The 22,537-nt window shown below is 65.0% G+C and carries 26 protein-coding genes; 9 read left to right on the top strand and 17 right to left on the bottom strand.

Annotated elements, in window-relative coordinates:
* Window positions 1–143: 143 nt before the first annotated feature.
* The 8 genes from ATN00_RS04840 (at window position 144) to ATN00_RS04805 (ending at window position 8,167) form a co-directional block, all read left to right on the top strand.
* Window positions 144–2,672, top strand: coding sequence for a TonB-dependent receptor (locus ATN00_RS04840; RefSeq protein ID WP_062062779.1), 2,529 nt, complete (start codon window positions 144–146; stop codon window positions 2,670–2,672).
* A gap of 110 nt (window positions 2,673–2,782) precedes the next feature.
* Entirely contained in the window at window positions 2,783–3,451 is a 669-nt protein-coding gene (locus ATN00_RS04835) for a TetR/AcrR family transcriptional regulator (protein WP_062062777.1), read from the top strand.
* 61 nt (window positions 3,452–3,512) lie between these two features.
* On the top strand, window positions 3,513–3,761 hold the full coding sequence (locus tag ATN00_RS04830) for a hypothetical protein (protein ID WP_062062775.1): 249 nt from the start codon (window positions 3,513–3,515) through the stop codon (window positions 3,759–3,761).
* A complete protein-coding gene (locus ATN00_RS04825) occupies window positions 3,758–4,531 on the top strand; it encodes an SDR family NAD(P)-dependent oxidoreductase (RefSeq protein WP_197413668.1) in 774 nt (257 codons plus the stop codon). Before ATN00_RS04830 ends, ATN00_RS04825 begins: the two co-directional genes overlap by 4 nt.
* 45 nt (window positions 4,532–4,576) lie before the next feature.
* The gene (locus tag ATN00_RS04820) at window positions 4,577–5,686 is read left to right on the top strand and encodes an LLM class flavin-dependent oxidoreductase (protein WP_062062770.1); all 1,110 of its coding nucleotides are present in this window, start codon (window positions 4,577–4,579) and stop codon (window positions 5,684–5,686) included.
* 490 nt (window positions 5,687–6,176) lie between these two features.
* Entirely contained in the window at window positions 6,177–7,445 is a 1,269-nt protein-coding gene (locus ATN00_RS04815; RefSeq protein ID WP_062062768.1) for a tyrosine-type recombinase/integrase, read from the top strand.
* Window positions 7,446–7,500: 55 nt separating this feature from the next.
* Entirely contained in the window at window positions 7,501–7,839 is a 339-nt protein-coding gene (locus tag ATN00_RS04810; RefSeq protein ID WP_062062765.1) for a type II toxin-antitoxin system RelE/ParE family toxin, read from the top strand.
* 4 nt (window positions 7,840–7,843) lie between these two features.
* Window positions 7,844–8,167, top strand: coding sequence for a helix-turn-helix domain-containing transcriptional regulator (locus ATN00_RS04805; protein WP_062062762.1), 324 nt, complete (start codon window positions 7,844–7,846; stop codon window positions 8,165–8,167).
* Between the two features lie 42 nt (window positions 8,168–8,209).
* Here the strand turns inward: ATN00_RS04805 and cobU are convergent, their stop codons facing one another.
* The 15 genes from cobU to ATN00_RS04730 are packed head-to-tail and all read right to left on the bottom strand — an operon-like array spanning window position 8,210 to window position 20,312.
* Window positions 8,210–8,737 (bottom strand): bifunctional adenosylcobinamide kinase/adenosylcobinamide-phosphate guanylyltransferase, encoded by a 528-nt coding sequence (gene cobU, locus ATN00_RS04800; RefSeq protein ID WP_062062761.1) that lies wholly within the window; start codon window positions 8,735–8,737, stop codon window positions 8,210–8,212.
* Window positions 8,734–9,927: a cobyric acid synthase gene (locus ATN00_RS04795; RefSeq protein ID WP_062062758.1), complete on the bottom strand. Its 1,194-nt coding sequence runs from the start codon at window positions 9,925–9,927 to the stop codon at window positions 8,734–8,736. The genes cobU and ATN00_RS04795 overlap by 4 nt, the downstream gene beginning before the upstream one ends.
* Window positions 9,915–10,853, bottom strand: coding sequence for an adenosylcobinamide-phosphate synthase CbiB (gene cbiB / locus ATN00_RS04790; RefSeq protein ID WP_062062756.1), 939 nt, complete (start codon window positions 10,851–10,853; stop codon window positions 9,915–9,917). Before cbiB ends, ATN00_RS04795 begins: the two co-directional genes overlap by 13 nt.
* Complete coding sequence (gene cobD / locus ATN00_RS04785) at window positions 10,846–11,829, bottom strand: threonine-phosphate decarboxylase CobD (protein ID WP_062062753.1); 984 nt, start codon at window positions 11,827–11,829, stop codon at window positions 10,846–10,848. Before cobD ends, cbiB begins: the two co-directional genes overlap by 8 nt.
* Window positions 11,826–12,566 carry an adenosylcobinamide-GDP ribazoletransferase gene (locus ATN00_RS04780; protein ID WP_062062751.1) on the bottom strand — a complete coding sequence of 247 codons (741 nt, stop codon included), beginning with the start codon at window positions 12,564–12,566 and terminating at the stop codon, window positions 11,826–11,828. The genes cobD and ATN00_RS04780 overlap by 4 nt, the downstream gene beginning before the upstream one ends.
* A complete protein-coding gene (locus ATN00_RS04775) occupies window positions 12,563–13,144 on the bottom strand; it encodes a histidine phosphatase family protein (RefSeq protein ID WP_062062748.1) in 582 nt (193 codons plus the stop codon). The genes ATN00_RS04780 and ATN00_RS04775 overlap by 4 nt, the downstream gene beginning before the upstream one ends.
* A complete protein-coding gene (cobT, locus tag ATN00_RS04770; RefSeq protein WP_062062745.1) occupies window positions 13,141–14,157 on the bottom strand; it encodes a nicotinate-nucleotide--dimethylbenzimidazole phosphoribosyltransferase in 1,017 nt (338 codons plus the stop codon). Before cobT ends, ATN00_RS04775 begins: the two co-directional genes overlap by 4 nt.
* A complete protein-coding gene (locus ATN00_RS04765) occupies window positions 14,154–14,561 on the bottom strand; it encodes a DUF1636 domain-containing protein (protein ID WP_062062742.1) in 408 nt (135 codons plus the stop codon). Before ATN00_RS04765 ends, cobT begins: the two co-directional genes overlap by 4 nt.
* Before the next feature lie 25 nt (window positions 14,562–14,586).
* Window positions 14,587–15,234, bottom strand: a complete 648-nt coding sequence (gene bluB / locus ATN00_RS04760) for a 5,6-dimethylbenzimidazole synthase (RefSeq protein ID WP_082635093.1) — start codon at window positions 15,232–15,234, stop codon at window positions 14,587–14,589.
* Window positions 15,231–15,857, bottom strand: coding sequence for a cob(I)yrinic acid a,c-diamide adenosyltransferase (gene cobO / locus ATN00_RS04755; RefSeq protein WP_062062736.1), 627 nt, complete (start codon window positions 15,855–15,857; stop codon window positions 15,231–15,233). The genes bluB and cobO overlap by 4 nt, the downstream gene beginning before the upstream one ends.
* Window positions 15,847–16,611 (bottom strand): precorrin-6A synthase (deacetylating), encoded by a 765-nt coding sequence (gene cobF / locus ATN00_RS04750; protein ID WP_062062733.1) that lies wholly within the window; start codon window positions 16,609–16,611, stop codon window positions 15,847–15,849. Before cobF ends, cobO begins: the two co-directional genes overlap by 11 nt.
* Window positions 16,608–17,951: a cobyrinic acid a,c-diamide synthase CobB gene (locus ATN00_RS04745; protein WP_062062730.1), complete on the bottom strand. Its 1,344-nt coding sequence runs from the start codon at window positions 17,949–17,951 to the stop codon at window positions 16,608–16,610. The genes cobF and ATN00_RS04745 overlap by 4 nt, the downstream gene beginning before the upstream one ends.
* Window positions 17,948–18,733, bottom strand: a complete 786-nt coding sequence (cobM, locus tag ATN00_RS04740; RefSeq protein ID WP_062062727.1) for a precorrin-4 C(11)-methyltransferase — start codon at window positions 18,731–18,733, stop codon at window positions 17,948–17,950. The genes ATN00_RS04745 and cobM overlap by 4 nt, the downstream gene beginning before the upstream one ends.
* Window positions 18,730–19,095, bottom strand: coding sequence for a cobalamin biosynthesis protein (locus ATN00_RS04735; RefSeq protein ID WP_062062724.1), 366 nt, complete (start codon window positions 19,093–19,095; stop codon window positions 18,730–18,732). The genes cobM and ATN00_RS04735 overlap by 4 nt, the downstream gene beginning before the upstream one ends.
* The gene (locus tag ATN00_RS04730) at window positions 19,092–20,312 is read right to left on the bottom strand and encodes a bifunctional cobalt-precorrin-7 (C(5))-methyltransferase/cobalt-precorrin-6B (C(15))-methyltransferase (protein WP_062062721.1); all 1,221 of its coding nucleotides are present in this window, start codon (window positions 20,310–20,312) and stop codon (window positions 19,092–19,094) included. The genes ATN00_RS04735 and ATN00_RS04730 overlap by 4 nt, the downstream gene beginning before the upstream one ends.
* Between ATN00_RS04730 and ATN00_RS04725 the strand changes: the two genes are divergently transcribed.
* On the top strand, window positions 20,311–21,084 hold the full coding sequence (locus ATN00_RS04725) for a cobalt-precorrin-6A reductase (protein WP_062062719.1): 774 nt from the start codon (window positions 20,311–20,313) through the stop codon (window positions 21,082–21,084). The genes ATN00_RS04730 and ATN00_RS04725 overlap by 2 nt on opposite strands.
* Here the strand turns inward: ATN00_RS04725 and cobJ are convergent.
* Both cobJ and cobI read right to left on the bottom strand, forming a co-directional pair.
* Complete coding sequence (cobJ, locus tag ATN00_RS04720) at window positions 21,048–21,809, bottom strand: precorrin-3B C(17)-methyltransferase (protein WP_062062716.1); 762 nt, start codon at window positions 21,807–21,809, stop codon at window positions 21,048–21,050. The two genes, ATN00_RS04725 and cobJ, sit on opposite strands and share 37 nt — an antisense overlap.
* On the bottom strand, window positions 21,806–22,531 hold the full coding sequence (gene cobI / locus ATN00_RS04715; protein WP_156415218.1) for a precorrin-2 C(20)-methyltransferase: 726 nt from the start codon (window positions 22,529–22,531) through the stop codon (window positions 21,806–21,808). The genes cobJ and cobI overlap by 4 nt, the downstream gene beginning before the upstream one ends.
* Window positions 22,532–22,537 lie beyond the last annotated feature (6 nt).

Raw genomic sequence — 22,537 nt, 5'->3', positions numbered from 1 at the left:
AGTAGTTTATGTGTGATCAGCAAATAATGAAACGGGGCTTTCATTCCAGGTATAAGTCTTTTCAAGCTTTCAAAAGCGATTATCGTTTCCAAAAATCATCCATGACCCAAGCCGTGACAATATAAAATTAGGGAGAGAGACGGATGCATATTTTGTCCAAGCGCCTTGTTTGGCTTTCTTCGACCATTTTACTTGCCGGTACCGTAATGCCTGCCTTCGGTCAGGACGGCGCCACGGCGGCGTCGCAGCATTCTGGATCAACCCAGCTGGAAGATATCGTCGTAACAGCCCGCCGCACGAGCGAGGCGCTGCAGACCACGCCGGTCGCGGTGACCGCGTTCAGCAACGAGGCACTGGTCGAGCGTCAGGTCGTTCAGGCGACGGACCTTCAGCGCGCCGCGCCCGCGGTCAGCGTCGGCACGGGCGGCACCGGCCCATCCTCGATCCTCTACATCTCCATCCGCGGCCAAGCACAGAACAGCCCGAATAGTTTTTCGGACAATGCCGTCGGAATCTACATTGACGGCGTGTATCTCGGCCGGGCCATCGGTGCCAATGTCGGCTTTCTCGACCTTTCTAGCGCCGAAGTGCTGCGCGGCCCGCAAGGGACGCTGTTTGGCCGCAACACGACCGGCGGCGCGCTCAACGTTACGACAAATGCCCCCACCGACAAGTTCGAGGGCTATATGAAGGTCGGTTACGGCAATTATGACGCGAACCTGTTCGAGGGCGTGTTGAATTTGCCCCTGAATCCGACCCTAGCCGCGCGCTTTGCCGGCCGCTACGAGGATCACAAGGGTTATTATCCCGCGCCCTATCTGAAGAATGCCCTCGGCAGTCTGGATGCCAGCTATCTGGCGCGCGGATCGTTGAAGTGGGAGCCCGACAATCTGCCGGTCACCTGGACGGTCAGCGGCGACTATACCGAACAGCATGGGAGCGGCCCTGCCTTCATCGTGGCCGGGCTGAACCCCGCCAGCCCCGTCGCCTATTATTATGGGCTGGCCCAGCACCAGCAGGCCAATCCGGGCCTTATCGGCGTAGAGCCCGACGCGATCCTGAGCGGTGCCCTCGGCTTCCCCGTGCCGTCTTCCGACGTTCGGAAGTTCATTCCGCAAGGCTTGGAGGGGCCCTTCACCCAGTTCGGCAATCCCGCCTTCCCCAATTTCGGCGGGCTGCTATCGAACAACCCTAATACCAGCTATCAATATAATGCGTTCGGCAACCCGAAGCTGGATCAATTGGGTGTGCTGGGGGATGGGACTAAGGGCTGGTCGGGCACCAGCAATCTGGTCGTCGACCTGGGAAACCTGTCGATCAAGTCGATCACGGGCTATCGCAAGTCGCGCTCCTTCAACGTATTCAATCTGTCGGCCCTGCCGACCGCAGCCGGCGCGGGATACAGCGTTTATCGCAATCGTCAGTTCAGCCAGGAATTACAGCTGAGCGGCGATTTCGGCGCGCTGCACTTCATCACGGGCCTCTATTATTTCCGCGAACATGGCACAGAATCGACCGAGGCCGATACGTTCGAATATACACCCATCGGCTCGCCGGTGTTCAACAACGCAAATTATGTCCAGTCGTCGAAGGGAGCCTTCTTCCAGGCGAACTATAATTTCACCGACGCGCTGCGCGTCACCGGCGGCATTCGCTACACCTGGGATACGCGGCACATCAATCGGCACAACACGAATACCTGGAAGGTGGCGCCGGAATTCCAGACCTGCGTGGTCGGTCCCAATGCCGGCATCCCCAATACGGGCGACGACTGCAATAATCCCGAAACGGTCAAGTTCAATTATCCCGCCTGGACGGCCGGTATCGACTATCGCCTCAGTCCCGATGTCTTCGTTTATGCTAAGACGAGCGGCGCATCCATGTCGGGCGGGTACAATTCGCGCCCTGTGCCGCCGCCCTATTCGACGTCCTTCAAGCCCGAAGACGTCCGTGACGTCGAAGTCGGCTTCAAGGGCGAGTTCCTTGATCGCCATCTGCGGACGAACCTGGCGGCCTTCTACAGCTGGCAGAGCAGCGTGCAGCGCATCGTGAACGCCGTCGTGTGCGAGGGCACGCCGCCGCAATGCGCCAGCACGCAGTTCGTCAACAATGCCGGCAAGGTGCATACCTATGGACTGGAAGCGGAAGCGACCCTGCTGCCGTGGGAAGGCATGCGGATCGAGAGCAGCTTTGCCTATCTGCATGCGCGCTACGTTAGTGGCAGCCGGTTCGAGAATCAGCTGGTTGGGGGCGCGGTCGTCAGTGTCGACCGTTCGGGTGAGCCGGTGCCCTATTCGCCCAAATGGACGGCCAATCTGGGCCTGACCCAGGATTTCGATGTCGGCAAAGATCGGCTGACCCTGCATGGCGACTATAGCTATATCTCGTCGCGCCAATTTGACTTCTTCACCACCGGCGATCCTGCACAGGCGGCCGCCGTTGCCATCGCCAACGACGCATCGCGCATACGCGGCTACGGCCTCTTCAATGCGGTCGTCACCTATGCGGTGACCGACCCGAAGATGGAAATATCTGTCTGGGCAAAAAACCTGACCGACAAGGCCAATTTCACAAATGTGTTCAACAGCTATACCGGCATCGGCGTGACCGCGCAGAATCCCGGGCCGCCGCGGACTTATGGTTTCACGCTGACCTATCATTGGGGCGAATGAGCGGACGACGATTGGGCATGCCAAGGGCAGGGTCGCATCAGCGGCCTTGCCTTTAATCAGGTCTCACTTGCCCTTGGTTCAAGTAAGCCGCGTCACCGTAGGAGGGGACTATGAGCGATAAAAAGACGCGCTCGATCCAACGCGCCGTAGATGTTGCTATCGAGGCTTTTCGATCCCACACGCTGAAGGATATGTCGATCAATCTGATCGCGAAGGAAGCGCGCTGCTCTACCGCAACGATCTACGAGGTGTTCGGATCGAAGGACGGGTTGTATCGCGTGGCGGCCGAAGCCTCCATAGAACGAGGCGATCACCCACGTATAAATCCGGCGGGCGGCCCGGGCCAGTTGGACGCACTTTTCAGCTTCTGCGAGGCGCGAATAGCACATCTGGCAGATCATGGCCGCGGTCGTGGCGAACATCTGCTAAACAGCAAATTCGAAATCTCCGGAGCCTCCATACAGCATTATGTGCGTCGGGAACTTGCCTATATCCATGATGTCGTAGAACATCAGGTCGACCCCGCCATCCACGCCGGGCTGATGCGGCCACTAAATGTCGCGGCGGTTGTTCACTGCATCGTGTCCGGCACCGGTTTCGGCCCGATGGTGACGGGCAACTATCAGCTCGATTGCCAACCGGATGTGCCAGGCTTCATGAGGCTGACGTTTGCGCCGCTTCTGACCGAAAAGGGTTGTGAGGCGCTGGAGGCATATCTGGCTGAGCCTGAGAGCCACCGCGGCAATTCCCCTGAAAGTGGAAAGCAGCGCTTTCATTAAATCCGTTGCCATACCGCAAGCGCTTTTGCAGCGTTAGCCATCCAGTGAGGAGAGAGATGCAATGGATGACGCAGTGCTGGGCGTGTTGCGCCCGCTGATCAACGGCGACGGGCTGGACCTGGAGGTCCGGCGGTTCGATCCCATGTCCGGCACGCTGAACCTGCGTCTGTTCGATGGCAAGGACCCCTGCACGGTCTGTCGCATGTCGGCCGACCTGCTGGCGGAAATCGCCTTGCCGATCGCCCGGAAGGTCGATCCACGCGTGCGGCGCATCACCATCGAAGACGATCGGCCGGAGGACGGGCGTTGAGCGCTATCATGTCCCAGCGGCTGGACGGCCGCATCGCGCTGATCACGGGTACGGCAGGCGGCCAAGGCCGCGCGGCGGCGCTAGCCTTTGCGGAGGCCGGTGCCATTGTTGTTGGCGGTGACGTCAACGCACAAGGCAATGCCGAAACCACCACTCTAGTGCGCGCGGCAGGGGGCGTGATGCATGACTGGGGCAAGACGGACTTCGGCGACCCGGACGGTGCCAAGACGTGGGTCGAGCGAGCGATCGCCGAAATCGGACGGATCGACATCGTCTACAATAATGGATCGGCGGCTCGGTTCGGCGCCATCGACGAGATGACCATCGACGACTGGCGCTTTAGCATGCGCAACGAAGCCGATCTGGTTTTCTTCGTCAGCCATTATGCTTGGCCCTATTTAAAGAAAAATGGCGGCGTCATCATCAACACTGCCTCGGTTTCCGGCCATGCGGCCTCGCGCGCCGCACCGCAATGCGCGCATTCCGCAGCCAAGGCGGCCGTGCTGGGCCTGACGCGCCAGTTGGCGCTGGAGGGTGCGCCGCACGGGATCAGGGTGGTGAGCATCAGTCCCGGCGTGATCGAGACGCCCGGCAATGCCGCTTATCTGGCCGATCCGGTGATCGCGAAGCAGATGCTGTCCGACGCGATGCTGCAGCGGCCGGGCAAACCGGAGGAGGTAGCGGCGCTGGCGCTGTTCCTGGCATCGGATGCTGCCGCCTTCATCACCGGCGCGGATTATCTGATCGATGGTGGCCGACAGGGCCTGTGACACCGAGCAAGACGGCAACGACGGCCGTTTAAGAAAGGATGCGCGATGATCGAGCTTGCGACGGAGATCCGCTGGCAGGACAGGCGATTCGAGGTGCCGATGGAGCGCATCCTCCTGTCCGAACGCATGGGCTATGATGCCGTGTTCACTGCCGAAGGCTATGGTTCGGACTGCCTGACACCGCTCGCCTATATCGCCGCGCGTACCAGCCGGCTGAAGCTTGGCACACGGATCATGGAAGTGACTGCACGCGCGCCCGCGATGGCGGCAATGAGCTACCAGACACTCAATCATTTGACCGGCGGCAATCGCGTGATCGCAGGCTTGGGCAGCGCGGCCCCGATGGCGTGTGAAGGCTTCCAAGGGCGACCGTGGGGGAATCCGGTCAAGCGCATGCGGGATTTCGTGACGCTGTTGCGACAGGGGTTGAACGGCCACCCGCTCGACCATCAAGGCGAGGAATGGTCCGCCCCTTATCGGGGGCCGGGGGCGCAGGGGATGGAACCGGCGGCAATCGGCCTGGACGTGATGTCACCCACGCCGATCGTCATCGGCGCGTCCGGGCCGCAGATGATCAGCCTGGCCGCAGAGATCGCCGAAGGATGGATGCCACCCGGCTGGGCGCCGGGCGTCATGCAGTTATTCGCGCCACTGCTGGAACAAGGGTTCGCGAAAGCCGGAAACGGCAAGGGCCTCGACGGTTTTTCCATATGGGCCCATGTCGACATGCTGGTCGACAGCGACGTGCGGCGGGCCATGCTGCCATTCAAGGAATATGTCGTCACCTGGTCCGCGCTCCAGCGTCCCTTCATCGAAGCACGCGGCTACAAGGATATGGCCGACCGTCTGGCCGAACTGATCGCGGCGGGCAGCGGCGAGGACGCGGAAGCGCGGGTGCAGGCCGGTGGCAACCTGCTGGAAGGATCACTCTGGGAAGAGGCGATTGCCGCGGTACCGGACGATTATATCGATGATGGCTGGCTGGTGGGGCCGATCGAACGCATCGCCGAGCGCGCCAAGCCATGGTTCGACTGCGGCCTGACCGGCCTCGTCCTGCGCTATGGACCGCAGCTCAATCATGATCGCGAAGCTGAAAACTTGGATGCCTTTACTGCAGTAGCAAAGGCTGCAGGCAAGGCGCCCGCGGGCGCTTGACGCGATACATGCGCGAAAGTCATCCACGCCGGAATATTTATAATGTCCGTAATTCTCGACCACAGGAACGCGGCCTCGGTAAAAGAGCACCCACGCATAATAGGATCGCGGCGCCATAAACCTTAGTCAACTATGCGCTCCGTGACGGCGATCGGATAAACTAGCGTGTAAAGCAGGCGTGTTGACCACGTGTTGACCACGGAAGTTCGGAATGTTGATCTTGCAGCCCAACGCTCCAGAATTCATTGATATATCTATGAATTCTGGAGCGGGCGAAGGGATTCGAACCCTCGACCCCAACCTTGGCAACTTCGATATCCGCCTACGCCACGGTTTTCGATTATACGATTTTATACGATATTTCAAATAGATATTGATTTTGCGCTGCGCCGCCTTATCCTCCAATGCGCTGCGAAACGGCTCATTTCTATTACGTCCCTATTACTTTTGGGTCGGCCGGAGCCCGCGTAATAAATTGGAGGAGCTTCCGATGGCGCAAGCCAAGCTGAACAAGCGGACGGTTGACGCACTCGTCCCTCCGAAGGCGGGCCAGGACTTCATCTGGGACACCGAGATCAAGGGCTTCGGGGTCCGGGTCGGCTCCACGGGCGCGAAGACCTTCGTCATCCAATATGTGAACACGGAGGGGCGCCTGCGCCGGGTCAAGATCGGGCGCTTTGGTGTCTTCACGGTCGACCAGGCACGCGATCTGGCCAAGATCAAGCTTGGCGCAGTCGCTGCCGGAGAAGACCCGGCGGAAGAGGCGCGCCGCACGCGCAATGAGATGAATGTCGATGAACTGTGTGACTGGTATCTGACCGAAGCACGGGCCGGGCGGATACTCGGGCGCAAGAACCGGCCTATCAAGGCGTCCTCGCTCGACATGGACGAGAGCCGTATCAGGACGCACATCAAGCCACTGCTTGGCAAACGGATCGCCCGCCATCTGACAATTGCCGATGTCGAGGCGATGCAGACCGATGTCATGAACGGGAAGACCGAGAAAGCGCGCACCGGCGGTCGCGGCGGCAAGGCCACCGGCGGACCCGGCGTGGCGGCGCGCTGCGTGGGCACCCTCCAGGCGATCCTCGGACATGCCAAGCATAAAGGGCTTCTCGTCGAGCACCCGACCAAGGGGGCGAAGAAGCTGGCGGGGAAGAAAAGAACGCGGCGCCTCAGCGTTGCCGAGATCGAGGCGCTGGGCAAGGCGATGGCATATGCCGAGCACAATGGCGAAAGTCCTACCGCGCTTGCAGTCATCCGCACGCTTCTCCTCACCGGCTACCGCCGCGAAGAAGCGCAGGCGATGCAGCGAACCTGGGTCAATCCAATGGGCGGCTTTGTCGCCTTCCCGGATACTAAGGGCGACGCGCAGATTCGCGCGATCGGGCCGGAAGCGATCAAGGTCGTCGTCTTGCAAGCGGAGATCGCGGGCAATCCGCACGTGTTTCCATCGGCAACGGCGGATGGTCCGTACACGGCGGTCAGCGCCTGCCTCAAACGGGTCTGCCAGCTCGCCGGCCTTGCCAATGTTACTCCCCATACCCTGCGGCACACGTTTGGCAGCATCGCCGGCGAACTCGGCTTCTCGGAACTGACAATCAGGGCGATGCTGGGCCATGCATCGCAGAATGTGACGCAGGACTACATCCATATCGACGAAGCCTTGAAGCTCGCCGTCCGACGCACATCGGACGAGATCGCCCGCTTGCTCGCGCAGGGCGCGGCCAAGTTGGACCGTATGCGCCTGGTCGCCTGATCGAGGGTCATCACTGGACAATTGGTAACGTATATGTTACCCGAAAGGGCGTGAGTTGATTGTTCAGGAGTATATTCGCGAGGACGGCTCCAGCCCGTTCCGATCATGGTTCGACGATCTCGATTCCCAGGCTTCGGCCAAGGTGGCGACTGCCATCGTCCGGATGGAACTGGGCAATCTTTCGAACGTCAAATGGATCGGCGGCGGACTCGGGGAATACCGGATCGATTGGGGACCGGGCTACCGGCTCTATCTTGCCCAGGATGGGGATGAACTCATCATCCTGTTCGTGGGCGGAACGAAGAAGCGGCAGCAGTCCGACATCGATCGGGCCGGCGGGCTGCTGAGCGAATACAAGGCCCGCAAGGCGGCGGCCAGGAAAGACAGGAAGTGACAAGATGGTGCTGACCCGCGACTTCAAGGAGACGGTGAAGGAACGCGCGACGCGCGATCCCGCCTTCGCCAAGGCCATGCTCGATGAAGCGGCGACCGCGTTCCTCAATGGGGAACCGCACGTCGCGCGGCTGATCCTGCGCGATCTGGTCAATGCCTCGGTCGGCTTCGAGGAACTGGCGACGGAAACCAACCGTCCGAGCAAGAGCCTGCACCGGATGCTTTCGGAAAAGGGCAATCCGAGTATGGACAATCTTGCGGCAATCTTCGGCGCTGTCCGCAAACGCCTTGGCGTGGCGTTCGAGGCTCATGCGGTCGAGGCTGCATAGAGAACGCCAAAAGCCTTGACTGGGCAGTCACCTGAACGCCATTCATCCTTTGGATTTGAGCGCCAAAGGCAGACCAGCAAACATCATAACGACCTCGTCAGTCGCTGCCGCCATCACCTGATTGATCCTGCCCGCAACATCACGGAATCTTCGGGCAAGCGCGTTGTCTGGTACAATGCCGAGCCCCACTTCATTGGCGACCAGAATGACCGGCCCCCGTGCGGCTGAAACCGCGCAGATCAGCCCTTCCGTGGCCGCAGCGGCATCCCGCTCTGCCAGCATCAGGTTCGACGCCCAGAGCGTCAGGCAATCTACCAGCACTACCGTTTTCGGCGTGCTGCATGCCGTAATCGTCTCCGCCAGATCCAGCGGCGCCTCGACAGTCGACCAGCGCGGGCCGCGATCGGCCCGGTGCAGGGCGATCCGCTCGCGCATCTCCTCATCGAAGGCTTGGCCCGTCGCCAGATAGACCAGCTTACCCGTCAGGGCTTCGGCCCGCCCTTGGGCAAAGCGGCTCTTCCCCGAACGCGCGCCGCCCAGCACCAGCAGGTGAGAAAAGGCATTGCTCATGTCCTGAATCCCGCCAGGCCGGAGGTGGATCGCTCCGCCTTGGCCAGCGCCATGAGCGCATCGATATCGAGATGCTCCTCCAGCGCGAATGCGATCTCATCCAGCGCCAGTTTGATAGAGACACCATAGTCCACACCCCCGGCTTCGACAGCCATGCGCGACAGAAGCGCGTGGCGAAGCCCTGCATCGGCCAGAAGGCCATGGACATAGGAACCGAACACTGTCCCCGCCGCGTTTACCGCGCCATCGCGGCGACCATCAGAGAACCTGGCGAAGGGACGCTCCGTATCCGGTCCGCTGGTCTGGCCCATATGCATTTCATATCCCTGAAAGGGTGCGCCCATCGCTATCCCGCTGACCGGGCGCAGCGCCTTGTGCGCGTGCAAGTGCGTTTCGACATCGAGCAGGCCAAGGCCATTTGCGACGCAAGCCGGACCTTCCAGCCCATCGGGGTCGGCAATGCTTTTGCCGAGCATCTGGTAACCCCCGCAAAGCCCCATGATCAGCCCGCCGCGCCGATGATGCCCGAGAATATCGATGTCCCAGCCTTCGCCGCGCAGTGTAGCCAGATCGGCGATGGTCGCCTTCGATCCGGGCAGGATGATGAGCGCCGACTCCGCCGGGATCGGCTGTCCGGGCGGGACCATGTGCAGTTCGATACCCTCTTCGAGCTTAAGCGGATCGAGGTCATCGAAATTGGAGATGCGCGGCAGGATCGGGCAAGCGATCAGCTTGCTGCCTCCCGCGCGCGTGCTGTCACGCTCCAGCACCACGGCATCCTCGCTGGGCAGCCGGGCGGTTGCATTCAACCAAGGAACAACGCCGAATCCACGCCAGCCCGACAGGCTCTCGATTTGGGCGTAGCCATCGGCGAACAGGGCGGGATCGCCCCGGAACTTGTTGATGATGAAGCCCTCGATCATCGCCGCGTCGGCCGGGTCGATGATCGAGGGCTTCAACAGCACGGGGTTCATGTCGGTATGCGGTGCAACCCCGCAGGCGATCGCCTGCAAGGCCTGCGCTCGCCCGATCTCGCCGCCGTCGCTGGTGACAGCCGCATTGTTGGACATATTTTGCGGCTTGAACGGCAAGACCCGCAGTCCGCGTTTCACCAGTGCACGGCACAGCCCCGCCACCAGCACGGATTTGCCGACGTCGGAGCCGGTGCCCTGAAGCATTACAGCGCCCATGCCACGCCCCCCGCCATGAACCACAGACACAGGCAAGCCCGGCGATAGATGCTCAGCCCACGCCGAATATCCTCAGCCCCGGCAGAGCGATCGCCCTCGCCGATCCAGGGCTTGTGTGAAAGAATGCCGTCATAGGCGATCGACCCCGCCAGTCGCAGCCTCAGCACACCGGCCATCGCCGCCTCGGGCCAACCCGCATTGGGTGAGGCATGGTTGGCCGCGTCGCGCCACATGATCTGCCAACCACCTCCGCCGCACAGGCAGATCAGCAATCCGGCGAGACGCGCCGGTGCAAGATTCATCGCATCGTCGCTGCGCGCCGCGGCCCAACCGAAAGCGCGCCATCGCTCCTCGCGATGCCCGATCATGCTGTCGGCGGTGTTGATCGCCTTGTAGGCCCAGATGCCGGGCAAACCGAGAAGCAGGAGCCAGAAGAGCGGCGCCGCCACCCCATCGCAAAAGCTTTCCGCCCGGCTCTCAATTGCCGCGCGAGTGACGCCCGCTTCATCAAGATCCGATGTATCACGGCCTACGATCATGCCCACCGCGGCTCGCGCAGCGGGAATATCCTGTCGCTCCAGTGCCTCGGCAACCGGGCGGACATGGTCGTGAAGGCTGCGCTGCGCCAGACCCGGCCAGGCCAGGAGCGCGATCAACGGCCAGGCCCAAGCCCCGGCCATAGCCGCGAACAGACTCTGCAGAACCCAGCCCGCTCCGCCCGCGATAGCCAGGAGGATCAGCACGGTGGTCACCCCGGCCATTCGCCGCTGTCCATCGGAACGCGAGTGATCATTCCATCGCCTCTCCGCCAAGTCGATGATCCGGGCAAAGACGCCCACCGGATGACCGATCCGGCGATACAGCGACTGCGGCCAGCCCACCGCCGCATCGAGCGCCAGAGCCAGCAAGGCGACCGGATCAGCCATCGGCCAGCGCCCGATCGAGGCGGTCCAGCGCCTCGCGGTTGACGGGCAGGCCCAGCCGGAGCCAGCGGGGAGCATAGTCGAACGGCCGCGTCAGGATCGCCTGCCGCGCGAGACGTTCGAACAGGGCGGCGGCATCGGCTGCCTCGATCAGCCGGAACAAGGGGCAGGCGCCCATCGCCCTGAAGCCGCGCCGGGCCAGAACCGCATCCAGCGCCTCTGCCTGCTCGCGCAAGCAAATCCGCATGGAGGCGCACCAATCCGCGTCCCGATAGGCCGCCGTTCCAATGGCCAGCGCCGCCGCCGAGAGCGGCCAACTGCCGAGCCTCCGGCGATATTGCGCGATCAATGCTCGCGGTCCCAGCACAAAGCCGAGCCGCACCCCCGCCAGCCCGAAGAATTTGCCAAAGGATCGAAAGACGATCAGCCGCTGCCCGTCATGCACATGGGCGGCAAGGCTGATCTCGGGAGTGGCATCGACAAAGGCTTCATCCACCACAAGCCAGGACGCGCTACCTTGCCGTGCCTCCAGCCAACCCAGCAGTGTGGCGGCCGGGGTGATCCGTCCATCGGGGTTGTTGGGGTTGGCAAGGACAATGGTCGCCTCCTCCGCCCCCGTCTGATCGGACAGGGCTACAGGGCGGCTATGGGGTAACATCTCGCCATGGGTGCGATAGCTGGGCTGGGCATGGATGGCCGGTCCGGGCAGAATGTCGCCCAGCATCCGCAGACCGATCTCCGTGCCGGGCACGGCACAGACATGGGCGCGGTCGGTGCCGAAACAGGCGGCGGCAGCGGCTTCCAGATCGTCCAGCGCGCCCGGATCGGGAAGCGCCTGCCAGTCCATCGCCAGATCGCCGGCCCCCGGCCAGCCATGCGGATTGATGCCCGTCGAAAGGTCGATCCAGGGCGCATCGCCCATGCCGAAATGCGTCTTGGCCTCGGCAAGCCTGCCGCCATGAAAGCTGAAGCCGGTCATGGCCCAGGGATCCATGGGGCGGTGACCACCAGGGTCAGCAGCAGCCCGGTTTCGATCAGTTCGATGCCTGCCCCATGACTATCGCCGGAAATCCCGCCGATCATCCGGCGCACCTGCCAGCCCCACCACAGAACCAGCAATGGCGTGACCAGGAACGCTGGATAGAACCATGACGCCGCCGCCAGCGCGGCGGTCCAGACCGTCAGTTCAATCGGGCCGATGGCTGACCGGAATCTGGCAGCCAGCCCCTGATGCAGGGGCATGAGCCACCAGGTCCAGACGAGCGGGCCGATGCGCGCGGCGAAAGGCACAAGAACGAGCGGGAGAAACACATGCGCCTCGACCAGCATATGCAGGAGCATAAGCTTGCTCAGAAGTTGCAGGACAATGGCGACAACGCCGAAACTGCCGACATGCGGATCGGCAAGGACTGCCAGCAACCGCTCGCGATCACCCCCTTCGGCCTTGTGCGCCGCTCCGCTGGCGTCGGCCAGGTCGGACAAGCCATCAAGGTGCAGCGCGCCGGTCACACCCACCCAGACAATCAGTGCAGCCAGCGCACCGAGCCGGCTATCGGCCAGCCCTCCAGCCCATGCGGCCCCCGCGACCAGCGCACCGATCACCAGCCCCGCGGCAGGAAACCAGCGCATGGACCGGGCGAACGCGGCATCGTCAACGACGATCACGGGTGTCGGCAGGCGCGTCAGGAATTGCAGGGCGATGATGAAACCCTTCACGGATAGAGTCCCGCTATCTGGGCCGTGGGCCGCTGGCCAAGTCCGTCCCCGGGCCAAACGCGCAGCGACAGTAGGCAGTTGTAGGGCAGATCGATCGCCCAGGTCTGGCGAACGTCGAATCCGCAAAGCACCGCCAGCGCCGCCCGCATCGCGCCAGCGTGCGTGACAATCAGCGTGGGCCTTGCCGCCAGATCGCCAATGGCACCCGAAACTCGACGTACCAGCTCCGACCAGCATTCTCCTCCCGGCGGCGCATGAACCTCGGGATCGTCCCAGAACCGCGCCAAGGCCGGGCCTTCGACGTCCCCGGGCGCCAGCCCGTCCCATGCCCCAAAGTCCAGTTCGCGCCAGCGCGGATCGATGGACAGCGGCACACCCGTTGCAAGGCCGATCGCCTCACCCGCCAACCGCGCGCGGGATAGATCGGAGGCGATCAGCACCTCTGGCCCCAGATCCCGCGCCTGATCGACGCAAGCCGCGATACCGGCGGCTGTGGGCAGGGCGTCGGTAAGGCCGATCAGCCGCCCCGCGCCTTCCGGCTCGCCATGACGCAGGAGATGAAGCGCAAAACCGCTCACAGGCTGTCTGCCACCCCGGTCTCGGCGAATGTCGCCATGCCGTTGTGCGCGGCCAGCGCTGCGCGGATCACCGACACGGCCACCGCCGCACCGCTGCCTTCCCCCAAGCGCATGCCGAGCGAGAGCAAGGGATCAAGGCCCAAATGCCCCAGCAGGCGGATATGCCCCGGCTCGGCGGAACAATGGCCCGCCAGGCAATGATCGATGATCGTCGGAACGGCTGCGGCCAGGGGTGCGATGGCGGAGCAACTGATGAAACCATCGAGCACCACGGGCACGCGCTGGCGGCGGGCCTCCAGCACGGCTCCGGCGATCGCCGCGGTCTCCCGGCCGCCCAGCCGCCGCAGGGTTTCGAAGGGCGTGCGCGGCGCGGCGTCATGAAAGGCCAGGGCCCGTTCCACCACCGCCACCTTGCGCGCGATGCCGTCCGCATCGACCCCCGTTCCCGGCCCCGCCCATTGCGCGGGCGTCCCGCCATAGCTGCGCGCGCAGAGCGCGGCGGCGGCGGTCGAATTGCCGATGCCCATTTCACCCACGACCAGCAGATCGAGACCAGGCCTGACTACCGCAGCCCCGGCGGACAGCGCGGAAAGGCACTCCACTTCCTCCATGGCCGGGGCGATGGTGAAGTCCGCCGTGGGCCGATCGAGATCGAGCGCGACCACCTTGAGGTCGAGCCCGGCGGCCGCTGCCAGCGCGTTGATCGCCGCGCCGCCCGCGGAAAAATTGCCGACCATGGCCGCCGTCACGCTGGCCGGAAAGGCGCTGACGCCGTGGACGACGAAGCCGTGATTTCCCGCGAAGATCGCCGCGCGCGCCTGCTCGATCACAGGCCGCGAAGTGTCCTGCCACCCGGCAAGAAAGACGGCGATATCCTCTAGCCGACCGAGCGCCCCCGCCGGTTTGGTCAACTCACCCTGCCGCGCGCGGGCGGCGGCAATCGCATTTGCGTCCGCCGCCGGAAGCGCCGCGAGCGCCGCCTCGAAGGCGGCAACGGTCGCAAAAGCGCTCACTCGGCCACATAGCCCGGCGGCGGGGTGCGGGTGATGAAATGGCCTTTCACGCCTTGCGGCCATTGCTTGAACGGCACCCGGCCATGCTCGCTGGCGGCATAGTGAACGGCATAATCGAGAATGGCGGTGGCGGCCTCCTCGTTCGGCGTGAACCGACCCAGCACATAGCCGACCTTGCCCGGCGCGCGCAGGTGAACGGTACAAAAGTCGGTGCAGGCGAACAGGCAGGGCATTTCCTGCACGGCGACTCCGGCATAGCGGGCATCGCTCTCCTGGACCGAGCGCAGCGCCGCCGCCATTTGCGCGCCGCCGCGCATCCCGGTGTCATCCTCCCGCTCGTCCGCGCTGTGACGGCAGGTATTGCAGGCCACGATGGCGGGGCCATCCTCCACTTGTTTCAGCATGGTCTTCCTGTCCTTCGGTAGAGGGTCATCGCTCGAACACCCGGTCATTCCACGGTTCGCGGGACTGCCAGCCGCGCCGTTCCAGTTCGGGTGTGTCGGATTCTTCGGCCGGGTAGCCGATGCACAGCAGCGCGATCAGTGACCATTCGGCGGGCACGTCCAGCAGGGCCTGGACGGTCCGCGGATCGAGGATCGACACCCAGCCGAGGCCAATGCCCCGCAGCCGCGCGGCCAGCCACAGATTGTGGATCGCCAGCACACAGGAGTAGCGGAGCATCTCGGGCATGGTGGCAATGCCGAGGCCGTGCCCGGCGCCAGTTCGTTCGTCACAGAACACCGCCAGCAGTTCGGGAGCCTCGCGCAAACCGTGCAGCTTGAGCGAAACATAGTGATCGTACCGGGCCTGCCCGGCGTAGCGCTCCGCAGCGCGCGCGCCCTGCGTATCGACATGGGCGGCGAGCGCATCGCGAATACCGGGCGAGCGCAGGCGCACGAAGCGCCACGGCTGCGCATTGCCGACCGACGGCGCGAAAGAGGCGCAGGCCAGCAGCGCGCGCATGTCCTCCTCCGCCACGGTGCGGCAATCGAAATGCCGGACATCGCGGCGCCAGCGCAGCAATTGCGTGAAACCCGCCGCGAATTCCGCGTCGAACAGAGGGGGGGCCTCGCTCAGAACTCGATCCCCTTCTGCGCCTTGACCCCGGAGCGGAAGGGGTGCTTGACCATGGTCATCTCGGTGACGAGGTCGGCCGCCTCGATCAGCGCTTCTGGCGCGTTGCGGCCGGTAACGATGACATGCTTCATCTCGTCGCGCACGGTCAGAACGCTGAGAACTTCGTCGAGCGGCAGATACTCATAGCGCAGGGCGATATTCAGCTCATCGGCCAGCACCATGTGGTAGGCCGGGTCTGCAATCATGCGCCGGACCTCATCGAGCGCGGCGCGCGCCGCCGCGATGTCACGCGCACGATCCTGTGTGTCCCAGGTGAAGCCCTCGCCCATCGGCTTGAATTCGACATTATCGGGAAAGGCGTCGAACACGGCCTTCTCGCCCGTCGACATCGCGCCCTTGACGAATTGGACCACGCCCACCTTCATGCCGTGGCCGATCGCGCGTATCACCATGCCGAGCGCCGCGCTGGTCTTGCCCTTGCCCTTGCCCGTGTGGACGATCAGCAGGCCCTGTTCGCGGGTCTTGTTGGCCATGATCTTGGCCTGCGCCGCTTGTTTCTTCCGCATCTTTTCGGCGTGGCGGGCATCGCCGGCCAACGCTTCCACTTCGCTGTCAGCTTCCATCGATTTGCTCCCTTCGCATGAGATAGACATCCATGATCCAGCCATGGCGTGCGCGCAGTTCGGCCCGATGCGCGGCGATCCTGGGGCCGGCTTCAGCCAGCGGCCCCTGGTCCAGCGCTTCCTGAGCCATGCCCAGATATGCGCCCCACCAGATGGTGATGCCCTCCGGCTCCAGCACCTCGAAGGCGCAGCCGCTGTCGAGCATGATGACGAGCGTGTCCGCTCCATCGGGCCAGCCATGAGTGCGCAGCATCCGTCCGGTGGTGACCGTCACCGGCCCGGCCAGCGGGCTCAATGGTATGGCATGGGCCGCGGTCAGCGCCTGGATACTGGTGATGCCGGGCACGACCCGGACCCGAATATCCATGCCTCCGTCCTTCAGCCGTCCGGCGATCCGCAAGCTGCTGTCGTAGAGCGAGGGATCGCCCCAGACGAGCAGCGCCAGCCTGCCGCCATCCGGCAGATGCATGGCGATCTGCGTGGCCCAGGCGGCGGCTATGGCCGCGTGCCAGTCATTGACGGCATCCAGATAGACCGCATCCGCATCACGAACGGGCAGATCGAACTCGACGATCCAGACGGGGCCGGTCAGCACCTCCGCACAGATGGCGCGGCGCAGGTCAATCAGGTCGGACTTGGCGCGACCCTTGCGCGGCAGCAAGATGAGGTCGGCGCCGTTCATCGCCCGAATCGCCTCGGCCGTCAGGTGGTCGGGGTTACCCGTGCCGATGCCAATGAGGTGCAGGTCGATCATTGAGACTCTCCCCTCGAAACGGGGGCGATCAGGTGGAAATAGGTTCCGGTCACGTGGCCGCGATGCGATCCGGTTTCAGCGACCTCCATGCCGTCGGCATCGGTCACGCGGGCAAGCGGCGCGTCGGCCTGTTCGACAATGGTCGAATAGTGGAACTCGTGGCCGCGCAGCCTGGTCCCGGCGGCAAGGCCCGATACCGGCGCCAGCAGCTCGGCATGACGATAGCCGAGATGCATCCGGCGCTGGGCATGGCTGGTGACAAGCCCGAGCAGGCCCGCCATGCGGTGCCGCTCGCCGTTCTTGTCGACCAACGCTTCGCCCAGCACCATATAACCGCCGCACTCGCCATGGACGGGCCGCGTCTCGGCATGATGGCGCAGGCTGGATAGGAAGTTCTCCGCGGCGGCGATGGTCCCGGCGTGGAGTTCCGGATAGCCGCCCGGGAGCCAGACCAGATCCGCGTCACGGCAGGGCGCTTCATCCGCCAGCGGCGAAAACGGCAATATCTCCGCCCCGGCGCGCCGCCAGCCTTCGAGCAGATGCGGATAGACGAAAGAAAAGGCGGCATCGCGGGCAATGGCGATGCGCTGGGCTGGAGGGAGAGGGAGCCGCCCGCCGCCGGGCAAGACCGCCGGCGCACTCCCGCCGGCCGCGCTGCGGATCGCATCGAGATCGGCATGGGTGCGAAGGAACGCGGCATAGTCGGCAATCGCCCGGTCGAGGTCGGGATGTTCGACCGCCTGCACCAGCCCCAGATGCCGCTCGGGCAAGGTCAGATCTCCCCGCCTGGGCAGCGCACCCAGCACGGGAATACCGGCCGTCTCCAGCCCCTTGCGCACCAGCCGCTCATGGCGCGGACTGGCCACGCGGTTGAGGATCACCCCAGCGAACGGCACGTGCGGATCCAGGCTCCTGAACCCCAGCGCGGTGGCGGCGGCGGACTGCGCCTGGCCCGACACGTCCAGCACAAGCACCACGGGCCAGCCCATGCGGCGAGCCATGTCGGCGCTGGCGCCATTGCCCGAGGCGCCCATGCTGGCAACGCCATCGTAGAGCCCCATCGACCCTTCGGCGAGCACCATGTCCGCTCCTGCCGCCTCGGCCACGATAGCGTCGAGCAGACCGCCGTCCATCGCCCAGCTGTCGAGGTTGAACGAAGCCCGGCCGCAGGCGGCACGGTGAAAGGCCGGATCGATATAGTCCGGCCCACTCTTGAACGGCTGCACCGTCAATCCGTCCTCGCTCAGCGCGCGGAGCAGGCCCAGCATCACTGTGGTCTTGCCTGTCCCCGATGCCGGGGCGGCAATGATCAAGCCCAAAGTCGAATTGCGCACGCTCATTCGGAGACCTCCGAAAAGCGTGAAGTGGCGTCCTGGGGCCGGAAGCGGCGGTCATAGCCGGGTGCGTAGAGGCTGCTTTCGGCAAAATCCTGGGCCGCCAGCACGCGCCCGACAAGGATCAGGGCGGTGCGCTCCATGCTGCCCGCGACGGCCTGCTCGCAGGTTTCGAGTGTGGCGCGGACGATCCGCTGGTCGGGCCAGCTTGCCCGCCAGACCACGGCGACGGGGCAATCCGCGCCATAGGCTGGGGTCAGGTCCGTCACCACGCGCGCGAGGTTGTGGATCGAGAGGTGAATGGCCAGCGTCGCGCCGGTCACCGCGAAATTGGCGAGGCTTTCGGCAGGCGGCATGGTGCTTGCGCGGCCCGGCGTGCGGGTGAGTACCAGCGATTGCGCCAGCTCCGGCAGGGTCAGCTCTGCTTCAAGCGCTGCGGCAGCAGCAGCGAAGGCGGGAACGCCGGGCGTGATCGTGAAAGGAATATCCATCGCGCGCAGGCGGCGCAATTGTTCGCCCATCGCCGACCAGACCGAAAGGTCGCCCGAATGGAGCCGCGCCACGTCCTGCCCGGCGGCGTGAGCCGCGGCGATCTCAGCCATGATCTCGTCCAGTTCCAGCGGTGCGGTGTTGACGATCCGGGCACCGGACGGACAATGATCGAGCACTGCCGCCGGGATCAGCGATCCGGCATAAAGGCACACCGGGCTACCCGCGATCAGGTCGCGCCCGCGCAGGGTCAGAAGGTCGGGCGCGCCGGGGCCGGCGCCGATGAAATGGACGGTCATGTCGGAGATCCTTGGGCAATGGCGCAGGTCGCCATGCGATCGGGGGAGATGTGGCGCGGCCCCAGCAGGCCCGCGCCCGCGCCAGCGCCCGCCAGGGCGGACGCTTCCGCGACGCTGCCGACATCGCGCGCCGCCAGACTGGCGACGGAGCGCGTGGCGGTCGAGACGGCAATCAATGCCTCGGGCGCCACGCCGGTCAGCGGCAGGCCCAGCGCTTCGGCGAGCGGAACCAGCGCCGCGACCTTGTCCTGCACCGTGGCAAGATGCGTGACCGGAGGTTGGCCCTGCTGCGCCCGGGCCAGAGCCCCACGCAGCGAGGACAGGCCGGCGCCCGACCGAAAGCCGAAACCCGCGACGATCACAGCACCGCGCTCCATTGCACCACGGGATAGCGTGCGCGCCAGCCATGCCGGTTCCCCAGCGGCGCGGCGTCGGCCAGTTCGATGCGGAGGAGACTGCCTCCTTTTTGACCATGCCAACGCGTCAGCAAGGCTTCCGATTCCAGCGTCACTGCATTGGCGACCAGCCGCGTTCCGGCGGGCAACCGCGCCCATAGCGTTTCCAGCAAGGCATCCGATAGTCCACCGCCGATGAACACGGCATCGGGCGGGGGCACTCCCGGCAAGACATCCGGGGCGATCCCGACGACGACCTCCAGCCGATCAACGCCCAACGCGACGGCGTTGGCACGCGCGCGATCAGCACGCACCGGATCGGCCTCGACCGCGCAGGCCCGGTTCGCCGGATGGGCCAGCAGCCATTCGATCCCGACCGATCCCGACCCCGCGCCAATGTCCCACAGCAGTTCGCCCGGACGCGGGGCGAGCGCCGCCAGCGTGAGCGCGCGGACCGGGCGCTTGGTGATCTGCCCGTCGGAGGCAAACCAGTCGTCCGGTAGCCCCGCCGTGACGGGCAATGTTCTGCCCTGTCCGGCGCAGTCGATCCCGACCGTTACCGGATGGGCGATGCCGGTCAATGCCAGCGCGTCAGCGGGTACACGGCGCACGCGTTCGCGCGGACCGCCCAGCGCCTCCATCACATGCAGCGTCGAGGGGCCGAAGCCCTCCCGCACCAGATAGTGCGCTAGCGCGGTGACCGCCTCGCCGTCACGCAGCAGTGCCAGCACACGCCGACCCGGTACGAGATGGGGCCTCAACCGTTCCAGCGGTGCGGCATGGAGCCCGAGGCAGGGCGTCTCCTGCAGAGGCCAACCCAGTCGCGCGGCGGCCAGGGCGAAAGTCGACGACGCGGGATACGCCAGCCATTCGCCCGGATCGAGACGCTGCGTCACGCTGGTCCCCGCGCCGAACCAGAAGGGATCTCCCGAAGCCAGCATCACCACGCGCCGCCCGCGATGTTCCATCAGGCGCGCAATCCCGTCAGCAAAGGGCACTGGCCATTCGATCGTGGGGCAGGTAATCGCGGGCAGCAGCGAGAGGTGCCGGGCCGATCCCATGACCAGTTCGGCCTGCGCCAGCGCGGCACGTGCCGCGGGGCCGAGGCCATCCGCCCCGTCCTCGCCGACGCCGATGATCGTCAACCACGGCATGTGCCGAAACTGGGGAGCCGCGTCAGCCATGCCGAATGTCCTCCTGCTGGGCGGCACGACCGAGGCGAGCGCCCTCGCCCGCCTGCTCGCGGCACAGGGCGTCGCGGCGACGCTCAGCTATGCGGGCCGCACGGAGACTCCCCGCGCGCAGCCGGTGCCGGTGCGTGTCGGAGGCTTCGGCGGCGTTACGGGGCTGGCCGATTATCTGCGCCGCCATCGCGTGACCCATCTGGTTGACGCGACACACCCCTTCGCCGCGACGATGAGCGTTCATGCCGTGGATGCGGCCCGGCTGGCCGGCGTCGCCCATGTCGCGCTGACCCGTCCGGCCTGGGAGCCGGTCACCGGTGACAGTTGGATGCATGTTCCGGACATCGACGGCGCGGTGGCGGCGCTGAACGGGCCGGCCCGCCGCATCATGCTGGCGCTGGGGCGGATGCATGTGGAAATGTTCGCTGCCCAGCCGCAGCACCATTATCTGTTGCGCTTCGTGGACACTCCGGAACGCCCGCCCGCTCTTCCCCATCATAGCCTGATCGTCGATCGCGGTCCCTTCACGGTCGTAGGGGACAGCAACCTGATGCAGCGCCATGCCATCGACCTGGTGGTGTGCAAGAACTCCGGCGGTCAGGGGGCCGAAGCCAAAGTGCTCGCCGCGCGACAACTCGGCTTGCCGGTGCTGATGATAGATCGCCCCGCCATTCCAGACCGGACAGAGGTCTCTCGCCCTGAGGATGTCCTCGCATGGTTGGTCCATGGACTCGGTCACGATGCCGGCCCGGACGCTGAACGCGGCGTATAGAGGATCGGGCCGATCGCCCGTTCGATCACGCGGGTCAGGCTCGATCCGACGATGACCATGGTGCGCATGTCGGCCATGTCGGCAGTGGCCTGGCCCAACGGCACGATCCGCAATTGCTCTTCCGGCGTCGACACGGCGCGCGCGAACAGGACCGGGCGATCATCGCCGCACACCCCGCGCAGCAGGTCCAGCACCCGCGCGAAACCCTCCGGCCGCGCTTTCGACCTCGGGTTGTAGAAAGCCATGGCGAAATCGGCCTCCGCCGCCAGTCGCAACCGCTTTTCGATCAGGGACCAGGGCTTGAGGTTGTCCGACAAATTGATGGCGCAGAAATCGTGCCCCAGCGGCGCCCCCGCCCGGGCGCTGGCCGCCAGCATGGCGGTAATGCCGGGCAGCACCCGGATGTCGATATCGCGCCAATTGGTCGGACCGGCCTCCAGTGCCTCGAAGACGGCTGCCGCCATCGCGAAAACGCCAGGATCGCCGGAGGACACCACGACCACGTGCCGCCCCCGCGCCGCCAGTTCGAGCGCATGGGCCGCCCGGTCCAGTTCCACGCGGTTGTCAGACGGGTGAAGCGTCAGCCCCTCGCGCGGAGCAACACGGGCGACATAGGGGATATATCCGATGACATCGCTCGCCCCGGCCAGAGCGGTGGTGACTTCGGGCGTGACCAGTGCCTCGTCCCCCGGCCCCAGACCGGCGATGGCAATCCAGCCGCTCATGGCCGGCGGCCCTGGCCATGGATCAGCAGGATCGAGAAATAAGGCGTGACGCTTGTCGCTTCGACGAGCCGGGTGACACGCTGGCCGGGCATGGCGGCATGTTCGACCAGCCAGGCCGCGTCCTCGCGTCCTGCCGTCGCCACTGCGCGGCGCAGTTTGGGCAGGTTGCGGCCGATCTTCATAACCACCAGCGCATCGGTGTCACGGATGCGCCGGGCCAGTTCCTCCTCGGGAAGGGTAGCCATCGCCACCGTCAGCACGTCGTCGCCCCAGGTAATGGGGACACCCGTCGCGTTCCAGGCTCCGGCCATGCCGGTGATGCCCGGCACCACCGCCACCGGGACCATGCCCGCCAAACGGGCATGAAGATGCATGAACGAGCCGTAGAAGAACGGATCGCCTTCACATAGGACGACGACATCCTCGCCGGCCTGCGCCAGCTCGGCCAATCGCTCCGTGCATTCGGCGTAAAAGGCGGACAGACAGGCGTTGTAACGCGGATCGGATACCGGGATCTCGGTCGTCACCGGGTATTCCATCGGGATTTCGATCGCGTCGGCGCGCAGCATTCCTTCGGCAATGCGCCGGGCCTGCCCCGGGCGCCCCACCTTGCGGAAATAGGCGACATGACGGGCGCCGCGCACCAGCCGGTCGGCGCGCACGCTCAGCAGATCGGGCGCGCCGGGGCCCAGACCAACGCCATGAATCGTTCCGCAAGACATGACCGT

It is taken from the genome of Sphingobium baderi (genome assembly GCF_001456115.1).
GTDB classification, from domain to species: Bacteria; Pseudomonadota; Alphaproteobacteria; order Sphingomonadales; family Sphingomonadaceae; genus Sphingobium; species Sphingobium baderi_A.
Note: the sequence above shows the minus strand (reverse complement) of the source record. Positions and strands in the feature narration are given on the sequence as shown.